Here is a 13,818-nt window from a genome sequence, read left to right on the forward strand (position 1 = left end):
GTAGACCTGCACGAACGGGTGGTTCTTCGGGAACAGGTCCGAGAAGATGGTCTTCACGTCCACCCGCACCAGCCCGACCGCAAAGAACACCGTGATCAACCCCATCACCAGCAGGATCAACCATCTGTTCCCCAGCGCAAATCGCGCCAACTTGCGTCGCAGGTCAATCTTTTCCATCAGGCACCCAGGTCTCTTGATTTCAGTTGTTTATGTCGAACCGCTTCGAGCGTGCACGCAACCCTCCACCGGCCGCTTCTCGATCGAACAATTAGAGAGGCAGTGGCGGGGACAGGAACCCACCCGAGCGGGTAGTTTCTGCAGCGTGTCAGCGTTCATCCCACAAGCGTTTTCACGGGGGTGCGCGATCACTGCGCCGTGTAGCCACCGTCGATGACGAGTTCGCTACCGGTCACGAAGGCGGACTCGTCCGAGGCCAGGTAGAGCACGCCGTAGGCAATGTCGTCGGGCTCGCCCATCCGCCCGATCGGGTGCATCTTCGAGATCACCTGGCGCCCACCTTCCACATCGCCGAGGCTGGTCAGATAGCCTTCGACCATCGGCGTCCAGATATAGCCCGGGTGGATGGTGTTAACCCGGATGCGATAGCCCGCTTGCGCGCAATGCAGCGCCGCCGACTTGGAGAAGATGCGCACGCCGCCCTTGCTGGCGTTGTAGGCCGCGAGCTTGGGGTCGGCGACGATGCCCTCGATCGACGAGATGTTGATGATCGAGCCCGCGCCGGCCTCGCCCTTCATCGCGCGGATCGCATGCTTGGTGCCGAGGAAGACGCCATCGAGGTTGACGGACATCAGGCGGCGCCAAGCCTCCAGTGTCTCGTCCTCGGCGCTGCCGGCGGTGCCGATGCCGGCGTTGTTGACGACGATGTTCAGGCTGCCGAAGTGCGAGCGCGCCCGGTCGACCACCTCGACCCACCGGCCCTCGTCGGTCACGTCCTGCACGAGGAACAGCGCCTTGCCGCCGGCGCGCTCGATCTCCTTCGCCACCGCACCGCCCTGCGCCTCGTCCACATCGGTGAGCACGACGCGGGCGCCTTCACGCGCCAGCATCAGAGCGCTGGCCCGGCCAATGCCCTTGGCGCCGCCGGTCACCAGCGCTACCTTGTTGTCCACACGTCCCATGTCCAGGTCTCCAGTTCGTTGTCGGATGTGCTGCGCGGCGGCGCCGTCAGACCGCGGTGTAGCCGCCGTCGACCACGAATTCGGCGCCGGTGACCCACTTCGCGGCGTCGGAGGCGAGGTAGAGCGCGGCCGAGGCCACGTCCTCGGGCGCACCGCAGCGACCCATCGGGATCGCCGTCTCGAAGGCGGTCTGCGCGGCCGCGAGGTCGGGCATGATCTTCAGGTCGACGAAGTGCTGGAACAGATCGCGCCCCATCGCGGTCCAGACCACGCCGGGGTGGATGGAGTTGCAGCGGATGCCGAGCTTGAGCTGCCCGCACTCGACGGCCACCGACTTTGTCAGCAGCCGGACCGCGCCCTTGGAAGCGCAGTAGTTGCTCAGGCCGATGCAGCCCACCAGGCCGGCGACCGAGGACATGTTGATGATCGAGCCGCCCTGCCCGGCCGCACCGCCCGGCCGCATCGCGCGAATGGCGTGCTTGCAGCCGAGGAAGACGCCGGTCACGTTGACGTCCTGCACCTTCCTGAACTCCTCGACCGTGGTCTCGGTGATGAACTGCAGGCGCTCGATACCCGCGTTGTTGACGAGGACATGCAGACCACCGAGCCGCTCGACCGTGACGGCGATCGCGGCCTCCCATTGGGCCTCGTCGGTCGTGTCGAGCCGGAAGAACTCCGCCGTGCCGCCGGCGGCGCGGATCTCGGCGACAGTCTCGCGACCTTGCGGCTCCAGCACGTCGGTGACCATCACCCGGGCGCCGGCGCCAGCCAGCGCACGCGCCATCTCGGCGCCGAGACCGCGCGCCGCGCCACTGATCAGCGCGACCTTGCCGTCGACGCGGTAGGCCTTGCCGTAATCGATGGGGGCCGGAGTGCTGGCGCGGCTGTCGGTCATGGAGGTCTCCTGGAATGTGTCGGGGCTGGCATCGGCCCGATCGGATGCGTGGGTTCGACTTGCGACGCGGCGTGCGCGTGACGAGGGCGGATCATTGCGGCACCCTCACCGAGCGTCACTACCCGGCGGGGTAGTTCGCGATCGCCGACCCCACGGGGAAACCCAGGGCAAGGCGTCGCGCGCGCGACACGCCTCCGGCCCGCACAGAGCGCCACCGACAACGCCGGGTCAACCGCCCGGCGTGCGCCTCAACAGTGCGGACGCCGCGGCGATCACCGCCTCGGGCTGGTCTCGGTGCGGCGAGTGGCCGCAGTCGGGCAGTTCCAGCAATTGCGTCTGCGGCACGCGCCGCGCGATGCCGCGGATCTGCTCCAGCGTGCCGTACTCGTCGTCCAGCCCCTGCACGGCGAGCAGCGGGCAGCGAACCTCCTCGATCTCGGCCTCGATGTTCCATGGGCGGAACGACGGATGCAGCCAGATGCGGTTCCAGCCCCAGAAGGCCGAGTCGACGTCGTCGTGGTATCGGCCCAGCTTCGTCGACAGATCGGTCGTCAGGTAGCTGTGACGGGCCTGCTCGATGTTCGCGACCGTCATCTCCTCGACGAAGATGTGCGGCGCCAGTACCACCAAGCCCGCCACCGACGCCGGAAACCGCGCGGCATGCAGCAGCGCGATCGACCCCCCGTCGCTGTGGCCGAACAACCAGACCGGCTCGTCGATCCGCAAGGCACCGAACAGCGCCGGCAGCACCTCGTGGGCCTGGCGGTGCATGAAATCCACGTCCCAGGTCTCGGCGGCCGGGCGCGGCGTCGAGCGGCCGTAGCCGGGTCGCGAGAACACCAGGCCGCGCGCGCCAGCGGCCTGGCACAGCCGGTGCGGAAAGTCCTTCCACATCGACAGCGAGCCCAGGCCCTCGTGCAGGAACACGAGCAAAGGCGCATCACGCCGCTCGGGCGCGATCCAGGCGTGTTCGATGCGGACGCGCCGGCCGCGCCAGTCGATCTCGACGAAGGCCGAACTCACTTCGCCGAGGCCTCGCGCTCGCGCAGGCGAAAGCGCTGGATCTTGCCGGTCGCCGTCTTGGGCAGTTCGTCGATGAACTCGATGAAGCGCGGGTACTTGTAGGGCGCGAGCCGGTCCTTGACGAAGGCCTTCAGCTCCTCCTCGGTCGCCTGGCCGCCCGGCTTCAGCACCACGAAGGCCTTGGTCTTGGTGAGACCTTCGGCGTCCTCCTTGCCGATCACCGCGGCCTCGAGCACGGCCGGGTGCTGCACCAGCGTCGCCTCGACCTCGAACGGCGAGACGTAGATGCCGCCGACCTTCAACATGTCATCGCTGCGGCCGCTGTAGGTGTAGCTGCCGTCGGCGTTGTGCACGTACTTGTCGCCGCTCTTGGTCCAGCCGCCCTGGAAGGTGTCGAGCGTCTTGGCGCGGTTGCCCCAATACATCATCGCCGCCGACGGGCCGTGGATGTAGAGGTCGCCGGGCTCGCCGTCGGGCACCGGGCCGCCGCTGTCGCTTCGCAGTTCGATGTCGTACCCCGGCACCGGCCAGCCGGTGCTGCCGTAGCGCACCTTGTCGGGCCGGTTGGAGATGAAGATGTGCAGCATCTCGGTCGAGCCGATGCCGTCGACGATGTCGACGCCGAAGTGGCGCTTGAAGCGTTCGCCGATCTCCGACGGGAGCGCCTCGCCGGCCGACGAGACGAGGCGCATGGCGACGGTCTCGCGCGACGGCAGGTTCGGCGAGGCGAGCATGCCGGCGAAGCCGGTCGGCGCACCGTAGAAGACGGTCGGCCTCAACCCACCCACCTCGCCCTTCCAGCGCTTGAAGGTGGCGTCCGGCGTGGGCCGCTCGCCCATCAGCAGCACGGTCGCGCCGACGCTCATCGGGAAGGTCAGCGCATTGCCCAGTCCGTAGGCGAAGAAGAGCTTCGCGGCCGAGAAGCAGACATCGCTCTCGCGCAGGTCGAGGATGCCCTTGCCGTAGAGCTCGCAGGTCCAGTAGGGGTTGGCGTGCGAGTGCACCGTGCCCTTGGGGCGGCCCGTCGAGCCGGACGAGTAGAGCCAGAAGGCCGGGTCGTCGGGACCCGTGGTCGCGGGCTTCACGAGCGGTGCCCGGGCCGACACGAAGGTGTCGAATTCGACCTCGGCCGGATGCAACGGCGCGACCGGCCTGGAAACGATGACCGTCTGCACCTCGTGGTCCGACCGGGTCAGCGCGGTCGTGAGCACCGACAGCAACGCGCCCGAGACGAGCACCGCCTGCGCGCGCGAGTGTTCGAGCATGTAGGCGTAGTCGTCGGCGGTCAGCAGCGTGTTGACGGCGACCGGCACGATGCCGGCGTACATCGTGCCGAGAAAGGCCACCGGCCAGTCGGTGCCGTCCTGCATCAGCAGCAGAACACGCTCCTCGCGCTTGATGCCGACGGCCTGGAGGCCTGCCGCCAGGCGCCGCACGCGCTCGTCGAGCTGGCCGTAGCTGAGGGCGCCGAGGTCGTCGACGAAGGCCGGCTTCGCTCCACGCGCCGCGTTCGCAGCGAGCAGGTGCTGGGCGATGTTGAAGCTCGCACCGGGCGGGGGGATGTTCATCGTCGTCTCCTCGTCACTTGTCGAGCGCGGCCAGCACCGTCGTGCTGGCCTGCAGCGCCGCGCGGCGATGGTAGAAGTTCAGCGCGCGCACGGGTGCATGGCCGAGCACCGGGTCGAAGAGCGGCGTGCCGGCGCCGGTACCGGGCGACCAGCGGCCGGCGGCGAAGTTGGAGAGAAGTTCGGTCATGGCCTGCCTCAGGCGGTGAAGTCGATGCGGCCTTCGGGCAGCAGATAGAGCACGAGTGCGCGGCCGTGTGTGACCGTCGGCCGGTGCGCGCTGCCCGGTGGGCAGACCAGCCAGCCGGCCGGGCGGCCGTCGAAGCGCGCGTCGGCATCGATCGGCATGATCAGGTCGATCTCGCCATTCGGGTGGGCGTGGTGCGGGCCGGCGATCTGGTGGCGGAAATCGTCGGGTGTCATGTCTGCACTCCGCCGGCACGCGCAGGCTTGCTTGCGCCAGATTGATGAAGTATTGTGCTTGAACGGACTCTAGAACTCGGAATCACCGATGTCAAGCACTATAATTCATGCTCTTGAGCAGACGGCCACCGACGGCGCCGACGAGACCGACAAGAACCCCTTCCTCGTCGCCCTGGGCGATCGGGTGCGCTCGCTGCGCGCCCGCCGAGGCATGACGCGCAAGGCGGTCGCGGTCGCGGCCGACGTGTCGGAGCGCCACCTCGCGAACCTCGAGTACGGCGTCGGCAATGCCTCGATCCTGGTGCTGCTGCAGGTCGCACAGGCGCTGCAGTGTTCACTCGCCGAGCTGATCGGCGACGTGACCACCTCGTCGGCCGAATGGCTGCTCATCCGCGAGCTGCTCGAACGCCGTGACGAGGCAACGCTGAAGCGTGTGCGCGAGGCGATCGGTGGCCTGCTCGGCATGGGTGGCGCCAACGCCAGCGGGGCATCGCGCAGCACCCGCATCGCGCTGATCGGGCTGCGCGGCGCGGGCAAGTCGACGCTCGGCCACCGGCTCGCCGAAGACCTTGGCTTTCCCTTCGTCGAACTGAGCCGCGAGATCGAGAAGTTCGCCGGCTGCAGCACCTCGGAGATCCAGGCGCTCTATGGCCAGAACGCTTACCGGCGCTACGAGCGCCGCGCCGTCGAGGAGGCGATCCAGATCTACCCCGAGGCGGTGATCGCGACGCCGGGCGGGCTGGTCTCGGACGCGTCGACCTTCAACCTGCTGCTCGCCCACTGCACGACGATCTGGCTCAAGGCCACGCCGGAGGACCACATGAAGCGTGTGATCGCCCAGGGCGATCTGCGCCCGATGGCCGACAACAGCCAGGCGATGGACGACCTCAAGGGCATCCTCGCCGGCCGGGCCGCCTTCTATTCGAAGGCCGAGTTCCATCTCGACACCAGCGCGCAGCCGATCGAGGCGACCTACGACGCACTGCGCCACCTCGCGCACGAGGCGCTCGACATCCCGGCTTGAGCTGGGAAATGCAGAAAAGTGCTTTATTTCTTCCGAAACAAGCATTATTATGCATTTCATTGCGGCCCAGCACCATGCACTTTGGTGCCTCATCGTCGAGGAGACCCACCATGAGCCAAGACCACCGCGTCGACTACCAGACCGCGCCTTCGCAATACAGGCACTGGAAGCTTCGCTTCGAAGGCCCGGTGGCCACGCTCGCCGCCGACTTCGATGAAAACGCCGGCCTGCGCCCCGGCTACAAGCTCAAGCTCAACAGCTACGACCTTGGCGTCGATATCGAGCTGAACGATGCGATCAACCGCATCCGCTTCGAACACCCCGAGGTACGCACCGTCGTCGTGACGAGCGCCAAGGAGAAGGTGTTCTGCTCGGGCGCGAACATCTTCATGCTCGGCGTCAGCAGCCACGCCTGGAAGGTGAACTTCTGCAAGTTCACCAACGAGACGCGCAACGGGCTGGAAGACTCGTCCAGGAACAGTGGTCTGAAGTTCCTTGCCGCAGTGAACGGCGCCTGTGCGGGCGGCGGCTACGAGCTGGCGCTGGCCTGCGACGAGATCATCCTCGTCGACGACCGCTCGAGCGCCGTCAGCCTGCCTGAGGTGCCGCTGCTCGGCGTGCTGCCGGGCACCGGCGGCCTGACGCGCGTGACCGACAAGCGCCACGTGCGCCACGACCTCGCGGACATCTTCTGCACCACCACCGAAGGCGTGCGCGGCCAGAAGGCAAAGGAGTGGCGTCTCGTCGACGACATCGCCAAACCGGCGCAGTTCGCGGCCAAGGTGCAGGAGCGTGCGTTGCAACTGGCGGCGCAGAGCGACCGGCCGGCGGGCGGCAAGGGCGTGGCGCTGACGCCGCTGGAGCGCTCGATCGAGCCCGACGCGTTGCGCTACTCGAATGTGAGCATCGAGATAGCCCGCGCGCAACGCACCGCGACCTTCACCGTCAAGGGCCCGCAAGGCGCACAGCCGACCGACATCGTCGGCATCGAAGCCGCTGGGGCGGGCTGGTACCCGCTGCAGCTCGCCCGCGAACTGGAGGATGCGATCCTCTCGATGCGCACCAACGAACTCGACATCGGCATCTGGCTGATCAAGACCGAGGGCGACGCCGCCGCGGTGCTTGCGATGGATACCACGCTGCTCGCGAACCAGAACCACTGGCTGGTGCGCGAGACGATCGGCCTGCTCCGCCGCACGTTCAGCCGCCTCGACGTCTCATCGCGCAGCCTGTTCGCGCTGATCGAGGCTGGCTCGTGCTTCGCGGGCAGCTTCCTCGAACTCGCGCTCGCCTGCGACCGCAGCTACCACGTCGCGCTGCCCGACGATGAAGCGCGCGCACCCAAGATCACGGTCGGCGACACCAACTTCGGTCTCTACCCGATGGTCACGGGCCAGAGCCGCTTGCAGCGCCGCTTCTACGACGAGCAGCCCGCGCTCGACGCCGTGCGCGCGAAGGCCGGCCAGGCGCTCGACGCCGACGCGGCGTTCGCGCTCGGCCTCGTCACCGCGAACCCGGACGACATCGACTGGCCCGACGAGACGCGCATCGCGATCGAGGAGCGTGTCTCGATGAGCCCCGACGCACTCACCGGCATGGAAGCCAACCTGCGCTTCAACGGCCCGGAGAACATGTTCACGCGCGTCTTCGGGCGGCTCACCGCCTGGCAGAACTGGATCTTCCAGCGCCCCAACGCCGTCGGCGAAAAGGGCGCGCTGAAGGTGTATGGCAAGGGCGAAAAGGCCGCGTTCGACTGGAATCGTGTCTGAGGAATGACGATGAGCAGCATCAACTACAGCGAGAAGATCCCCAACAACGTCAACCTCGCCGAGGACCGCACGCTGCAGCGCGCGCTCGAAGGCTGGCAGCCCAACTTCGTCAACTGGTGGGACGACGTCGGCCCCGAGGGCTCCACCGACCACGAGGTCTACCTGCGCACCGCGGTCAGCGTCGACCCGGCGGGCTGGGCCCAGTTCGGCCACGTGAAGATGCGCGACTACCGCTGGGGCATCTTCCTCAACCCGGGCGATGCGAACCGCGAGATCCACTTCGGCGACCACAAGGGCGAGAAGGCCTGGGCCGACGTGCCCGGCGAACACCGCGCCAACCTGCGCCGCATCATCGTCACGCAGGGCGACACCGAACCGGCGTCGGTCGAGCAGCAGCGCCACCTGGGCCTCACCGCGCCGTCGATGTACGACCTGCGCAACCTCTTCCAGATCAACGTCGAGGAAGGCCGCCACCTCTGGGCGATGGTCTATCTGCTGCACCGCCACTTCGGCCGCGACGGCCGCGAGGAGGCCGAGGCGCTGCTCGAGCGCCGCAGCGGCGACGAGAACAACCCGCGCATCCTCGGTGCGTTCAACGAGAAGACGCCCGACTGGCTGGCGTTCTTCATGTTCACCTACTTCACCGACCGTGACGGCAAGTTCCAGCTGTCGGCGCTGGCCGAGAGCGCGTTCGATCCTCTGGCCCGCACGACGAAGTTCATGCTGACCGAGGAGGCGCACCACATGTTCGTCGGCGAGAGCGGCGTCTCGCGCGTCGTGCAGCGCACCTGCCAGATGATGAACGAGCTGAAGACCGACGACGTGCAGAAGCTGCGCGCCGCCGGCGTGATCGACCTGCCGACGATTCAGCGCTACCTGAACTTCCACTACAGCGTGACGATCGACCTGTTCGGCGCCGACCAGTCGAGCAACGCCGCGATCTTCTACAGCTCGGGACTGAAGGGCCGCTTCGAGGAAGGCAAGCGGCCCGATGACCATGTGCTGAAGGGCCAGACCTACAAGGTGCTGGAAGTGCAGAACGGCGCCCTGGTGGAGAAGGACGTCCCGATGCTCAACGCGCTGAACGAGGTGCTGCGCGACGACTTCATCAAGGACTCGGTGGCCGGCGTCGGACGCTGGAACAAGGTGATCGAGAAGGCCGGCATTCCCCACCGCCTGCAGGTGCCGCACAAGGCCTTCCACCGCAACATCGGCGCACTCGCCGGCATCAAGATGTCGCCGGACGGCCGCGTCGTCAGCGAGGCTGAATGGAACGCCAAGGTCGACGAGTGGCTGCCGAGCGACGAGGACCGGGCTTTCGTGGGTTCGCTGATGGGCCGCGTCGTCGACCCGGGCCGGTTCGCGAACTGGATCGCGCCGCCAGTGATGGGCGTCAACCGCCAGCCGGTCGACTTCGAGTACGTGAGGTTCAATTGACCCCCCCCGTTGCGGCTGCGCGGAGCCCTCGATGGACGCCGTGATGGAACGCGGGGTGATCCGGCAGCACCTGATCGACCCCGAGATCTGCATCCGCTGCAACACCTGCGAGGCCACCTGCCCGGTGCAGGCGATCACGCACGACGACCGCAACTACGTCGTCGACGCGGCCAAGTGCAACCTGTGCATGGCTTGCGTGCCGCCCTGCCCCACCGGCTCCATCGACAACTGGCGCACCGTGCCACGGGTGCGGGCTTACGCGGTCGACGAGCAGTTGACCTGGGACACCTTGCCCGCCGAACTGACGGCCGAGCAGCTGGCGGCCGACGGCGTGACGACGACGCCTGACGACGCCCTGGCCGTCGCCGCGGCAGCGGCCGTCCCGCCGGCCGCCGTCGAGACGGGCGAGGCCTCGCCACGCCTTGCACAGGCCCCTGGCGCCACCATCCCGCCGTGGTCGGCGGCCCACCCCTACACCAACCTCTACCCGCCCCGGCACGCGATCACCGCCACCGTGGCCGGCAACTACAACTGCACCGAGGCCGGCTTCGCCAGCGAGACCCACCACGTGGTGCTGGACTTCGGCGCCATGCCCTTCCCGGTGCTCGAGGGCCAGTCGATCGGCATCGTGCCGCCGGGGGTCGACGCCGCCGGCCGGCCGCACCACGCACGGCAGTACTCCGTCGCCAGCCCGCGCAACGGCGAGCGGCCCGGCTACAACAACGTGGCGCTGACGGTGAAGCGCGTGACCGCCGACCACCAGGGCCAGCCGGTACGCGGCGTGGCATCCAACTACGTGTGCGACCTGAAGGTCGGTGACAGCGTGCAGGTCGTCGGGCCGTTCGGCGCGTCCTTCCTGATGCCCAACCACCCGCGCTCGCACATCGTGATGGTGTGCACCGGCACCGGCAGTGCACCGATGCGCGCGATGACCGAGTGGCGGCGGCGTCTGAGAGCGAGCGGCAAGTTCGAGGGCGGGCGCCTGATGCTGTTCTTCGGCGCTCGCACGCCGCAGGAACTGCCCTACTTCGGACCGCTGCAGAACCTGCCCAGGGACTTCATCGACATCAACCTCGCCTTCTCGCGCCTGCCCGGCCAGCCGCGGCGCTATGTGCAGGACCTGCTGCGCGAGCGCGCCGCGGATCTGGCGCCGCTGCTGTCCGACGGCAACGCCCACGTCTACGTCTGCGGGCTCAAGAGCATGGAAGAAGGCGTGCTGCTGGCGCTGCGCGACATCGCCCAGGAGGCCGGCCAGTCCTGGGAGGCGATCGGCGCGACACTGCGCCGCGAAGGCCGGCTGCACTTCGAGACCTATTGACCGGCCCAGAAAGGAAAGCCCGCCGTGAAAACACTGAGCGTCGACGTGTCGCCCTCCGGGGTGGCACGCGTGGAGATGGCCCGCCCGCAGGTGTTCAACGCCTTCGACGAGACGATGATCGGCGAACTCGACGAAGCCTTCGAACGGCTCGCGGCCGACCCGCAGGTGCGCGTGGTGGTGCTGGCCGGCCAGGGCAAGGCCTTCTCGGCCGGCGCCGACCTCGCCTGGATGCAGCGCGCCAGCGCGGCCACGCAGGCATGGAACCTGGCCGACGCGCGGCGTTTCGCCGCGATGCTCGACCGCATCGCAGACTGCCCGCGACCGACGGTCGCGCGCGTGCACGGCGTGGCGCTGGGGGGCGGTGTCGGACTGGTGTGCGCCTGCGACCTCGCGGTGGCCAGCGAGGACGCGAAGTTCGCCGTCAGCGAAGCGAAGTTCGGCATCCTGCCGTCGGTGATCGGGCCCTACCTCACCAATGCGGTCGGCAAGCGCCAGGCGAAACGGCTGGCGCTGACGGCCACGCGGATCGGCGCCGCCGAGGCCCGCGAGCTGGGCCTGGTGCAGCAGGTGGTGGCGATCGATGCGCTGGATGCGGCGGTCGACGCGCTCGCGGCCGAGCTGCTGCAGAACGGCCCGTGCGCGCAGGCGGAGATCAAGGCGCTGTTCGGACGCTTCGAGATCGGCGAGATCACGGCCGAGGTGCGCGAGCTGACGGCGCAGACCATCAGCCGCGTGCGCATGGGTGACGAGGCGCGTGAGGGCTTCGCGGCCTTCTTCGCGAAGCGCCCGCCGCCGTGGACCAAGGGGTCTGCATGACACGCCCGCTCGACGAGCGCTCGCCCGTCTTCGTGATCGGCGCCGGCATCATGGGCGCCGGCATCGCGCAGGTGGCGGCCCGGGCGGGGCACCCGGTGCAGCTCTACGACGCCCGCGAGGGTGCGGCGGCCGACGCGAAGCGCAAGCTCGCCGCGAGCCTGGACGCGCTGGTGATGAAGGGGCGCCTGGCACCTGAGTTCGTGCAGGCCACGGTGGCGCGCATCACGCCGGCCACGGCGATCGACGAAGCCGCCGGCGCCCACCTGGTGGTCGAGGCCATCGTCGAGCAGGCCGAGACCAAGCGCGCGCTGTTCGCGCAGCTCGAGGCGGTGGTCGACGCCGATTGCGTGCTGGCCTCCAACACCTCGTCGATCTCGATCACCGCGCTGGCCCGTGATCTGCAGCGGCCCGGACGCTTCGTCGGCATGCACTTCTTCAACCCGGTGCCCTTGATGAAGCTGGTGGAGGTGGTCTCCGGCCTGCAGACCGAGCCGGCGGTGGCACAGGCGATCTTCGGGCTGGCCGAGCGCTGGAGCAAGACGCCGGTGCACGCGCGCTCGACGCCGGGCTTCATCGTCAACCGCATCGCCCGGCCCTACTACGCCGAGACGCTGGCGCTGCTGCAGGAGCGCGCGGCCGAGCCGGCGGTGCTCGACGCCTGCCTGCGCGGCGCAGGCTTCCGCATGGGGCCCTGCGAGCTGATGGACCTGATCGGCCACGACACCAACTTCGCGGTGACCGCGTCGGTCCACGAAGCGAATTTCGGCGACCGGCGCTTCGTGCCGTCGCTGGTGCAGCGCGAGCTGGTCGACGGCGGCCTGCTCGGCCGCAAGTCGGGGCGCGGCTTCTACGTCCATGCCGAGCTCACGGTCACCGGCCCGGCCACGCCCCCCGCCGCGTCGGCGGTCGCGCTGCCGAGCGCGGCGCGCTGGCGCGTGCACGGCCACGGCGCACTGGTCGAGCGCTGGCTCGAAGGGCTGGCGCGCGAAGGTCGGGCCTTCGAGCGCGTGGAGGACAGCGCCTGGAGCGGCCTCGAGCTCGACGGCGCCCAACTGCGCCAGACCGATGGCCGGCCGGCCGCGCAGGTGGCCGCAGAGACCGCGGTGCGCGATGTCGCGCTGTTCGACCGCGTGGGCACCACCGAGCCTGCCGCCGGCAGCGCGCTGGCCTGGAGCGCCAGCGGCGGCGCGACCGAGGCCTGGCAGGCGCGTGCCGCGCAATGCCTGCAGGCCGCCGGCTGGCAACCGCAGCGCCTGCGCGACGTGCCGGGCCTGGTGGTCGCACGCACGCTGGCGATGCTGATCAACGAGGCGTCCGACGCGGTGCTGCAGGGCGTGTGCAGCGCGCCGGACGCCGACCTGGCGATGAAGCTCGGCGTCAACTACCCCGCCGGTCCCTTCGAGTGGCTGGCGCGCTGGGATGCCCGCCAGGTGGTCGCGCTGCTCGACCGGCTGGATGCGCATTACCGCGGCGAACGCTACCGCGCGAGCCCCGCACTGCGGGAGCAGGCCTGGCTGCAGGAGGCGAGAACGACATGAACCCGCACCGATCGATGACGGTCGATACCGACGACTTCGAGGTCCGGCTCGGCGACGACGGCATCGCCGAGGTGGTGCTCGGCACGGCCGGCGCGATGCCGACCACCGGCGCGCGCGGGCATGCCGAGCTGGCGCGCCTCTGGACCCGGCTGGCCGACGAGCCCGGCGTGCGCTGCGTGCTGGTGCGCAGCGTCGGCAAGGGCTTCTGCGCCGGCGGCCACGTCGACCTGGTCGACGAGATGCTGCACAGCGCCGCCGCCCGCGCCCGCGTGATGCGCGAGGCCCGGCAGATCGTGCAGGGCATGATCGACTGCGACCGACCCATCGTCTCGGCGATCCACGGCGCCGCGGTCGGCGCCGGCGCCGCGGTGGCGCTGCTGGCCGATGTATCTGTAGCGGCCCAGGGCGCCAAGATCATCGACGGCCACACCAGGATCGGCGTGGCCGCCGGCGACCACGCGGCCCTGGTCTGGCCGCTGCTGTGCGGCATGGCCAAGGCCAAGTACCACCTGCTGACCTGTGCACCGCTCAGCGGTGCCGAGGCCGAACGCATCGGCCTCGTGAGCCTGGCGGTGCCCGACGACGAGTTGCAGGCCACCGCCAGGCGCATCGCCGGGCAACTGGCCGCCGGCAGCCCGAGCGCCCTGGCCCATACCAAGCGCAGCCTCAACCACTGGCTGCGCGCCGCGTGGCCGGCGTTCGAGCACTCGCTCGCGCTCGAGATGATCGGCTTCGCCGGCGCCGACGCGCGCGAGGGCCTGGCCGCGCTGGCCGGCAAGCGCGACCCGCGTTTCGACACGGCAGAAGATTCATGAGGTTCGGCACCCTCCGCGCAGGGCCGCCGCTCGGCTAACCCCACTCCTTCCCTTCC

Annotated in this window: 12 protein-coding genes and 1 pseudogene; 7 read left to right on the forward strand and 6 right to left on the reverse strand. The window is 69.2% G+C overall.

Annotated features, from left to right (window positions below; translation table 11 throughout):
* Window positions 1-365: 365 nt before the first annotated feature.
* The 6 genes and pseudogenes from ASC67_RS05470 to ASC67_RS05490 form a co-directional block, all read right to left on the reverse strand.
* Complete coding sequence (locus tag ASC67_RS05470; RefSeq protein WP_056316192.1) at window positions 366-1,139, reverse strand: glucose 1-dehydrogenase; 774 nt, start codon at window positions 1,137-1,139, stop codon at window positions 366-368.
* 46 nt (window positions 1,140-1,185) lie between these two features.
* Window positions 1,186-2,034 (reverse strand): glucose 1-dehydrogenase, encoded by an 849-nt coding sequence (locus tag ASC67_RS05475; protein ID WP_056316195.1) that lies wholly within the window; start codon window positions 2,032-2,034, stop codon window positions 1,186-1,188.
* Window positions 2,035-2,262: 228 nt separating this feature from the next.
* Complete coding sequence (locus ASC67_RS05480) at window positions 2,263-3,057, reverse strand: alpha/beta fold hydrolase (RefSeq protein WP_056316197.1); 795 nt, start codon at window positions 3,055-3,057, stop codon at window positions 2,263-2,265.
* Entirely contained in the window at window positions 3,054-4,625 is a 1,572-nt protein-coding gene (locus tag ASC67_RS05485; protein WP_056316200.1) for a benzoate-CoA ligase family protein, read from the reverse strand. The genes ASC67_RS05480 and ASC67_RS05485 overlap by 4 nt, the downstream gene beginning before the upstream one ends.
* A gap of 13 nt (window positions 4,626-4,638) precedes the next feature.
* On the reverse strand, window positions 4,639-4,812 hold the full coding sequence (locus tag ASC67_RS20480; RefSeq protein ID WP_156466671.1) for a hypothetical protein: 174 nt from the start codon (window positions 4,810-4,812) through the stop codon (window positions 4,639-4,641).
* Window positions 4,813-4,820: 8 nt separating this feature from the next.
* Window positions 4,821-5,018: pseudogene (locus tag ASC67_RS05490) on the reverse strand (DUF4863 family protein); the annotation flags it as partial.
* Window positions 5,019-5,133: 115 nt separating this feature from the next.
* Between ASC67_RS05490 and ASC67_RS05495 the strand changes: the two are divergent.
* The 7 genes from ASC67_RS05495 (at window position 5,134) to ASC67_RS05525 (ending at window position 13,762) form a co-directional block, all read left to right on the forward strand.
* Window positions 5,134-6,069 (forward strand): helix-turn-helix transcriptional regulator, encoded by a 936-nt coding sequence (locus ASC67_RS05495; RefSeq protein WP_056316203.1) that lies wholly within the window; start codon window positions 5,134-5,136, stop codon window positions 6,067-6,069.
* A 110-nt stretch (window positions 6,070-6,179) separates the two neighbouring features.
* Window positions 6,180-7,838: a 2,3-epoxybenzoyl-CoA dihydrolase gene (gene boxC, locus ASC67_RS05500; RefSeq protein ID WP_056316206.1), complete on the forward strand. Its 1,659-nt coding sequence runs from the start codon at window positions 6,180-6,182 to the stop codon at window positions 7,836-7,838.
* A gap of 9 nt (window positions 7,839-7,847) precedes the next feature.
* A complete protein-coding gene (boxB, locus tag ASC67_RS05505) occupies window positions 7,848-9,275 on the forward strand; it encodes a benzoyl-CoA 2,3-epoxidase subunit BoxB (protein ID WP_056316252.1) in 1,428 nt (475 codons plus the stop codon).
* A 31-nt stretch (window positions 9,276-9,306) separates the two neighbouring features.
* Window positions 9,307-10,593 (forward strand): benzoyl-CoA 2,3-epoxidase subunit BoxA, encoded by a 1,287-nt coding sequence (gene boxA / locus ASC67_RS05510; protein ID WP_056316209.1) that lies wholly within the window; start codon window positions 9,307-9,309, stop codon window positions 10,591-10,593.
* 24 nt (window positions 10,594-10,617) lie between these two features.
* Window positions 10,618-11,409 carry an enoyl-CoA hydratase-related protein gene (locus ASC67_RS05515; RefSeq protein ID WP_056316211.1) on the forward strand — a complete coding sequence of 264 codons (792 nt, stop codon included), beginning with the start codon at window positions 10,618-10,620 and terminating at the stop codon, window positions 11,407-11,409.
* Window positions 11,406-12,947, forward strand: coding sequence for a 3-hydroxyacyl-CoA dehydrogenase (locus ASC67_RS05520; RefSeq protein WP_056316214.1), 1,542 nt, complete (start codon window positions 11,406-11,408; stop codon window positions 12,945-12,947). Before ASC67_RS05515 ends, ASC67_RS05520 begins: the two co-directional genes overlap by 4 nt.
* Window positions 12,944-13,762, forward strand: a complete 819-nt coding sequence (locus ASC67_RS05525; protein WP_056316217.1) for an enoyl-CoA hydratase/isomerase family protein — start codon at window positions 12,944-12,946, stop codon at window positions 13,760-13,762. Before ASC67_RS05520 ends, ASC67_RS05525 begins: the two co-directional genes overlap by 4 nt.
* The last annotated feature ends 56 nt before the right edge of the window (window positions 13,763-13,818 follow it).

The sequence above is a fragment of the Methylibium sp. Root1272 genome (assembly GCF_001425905.1).
Taxonomy (GTDB): Bacteria; Pseudomonadota; Gammaproteobacteria; order Burkholderiales; family Burkholderiaceae_C; genus Methylibium.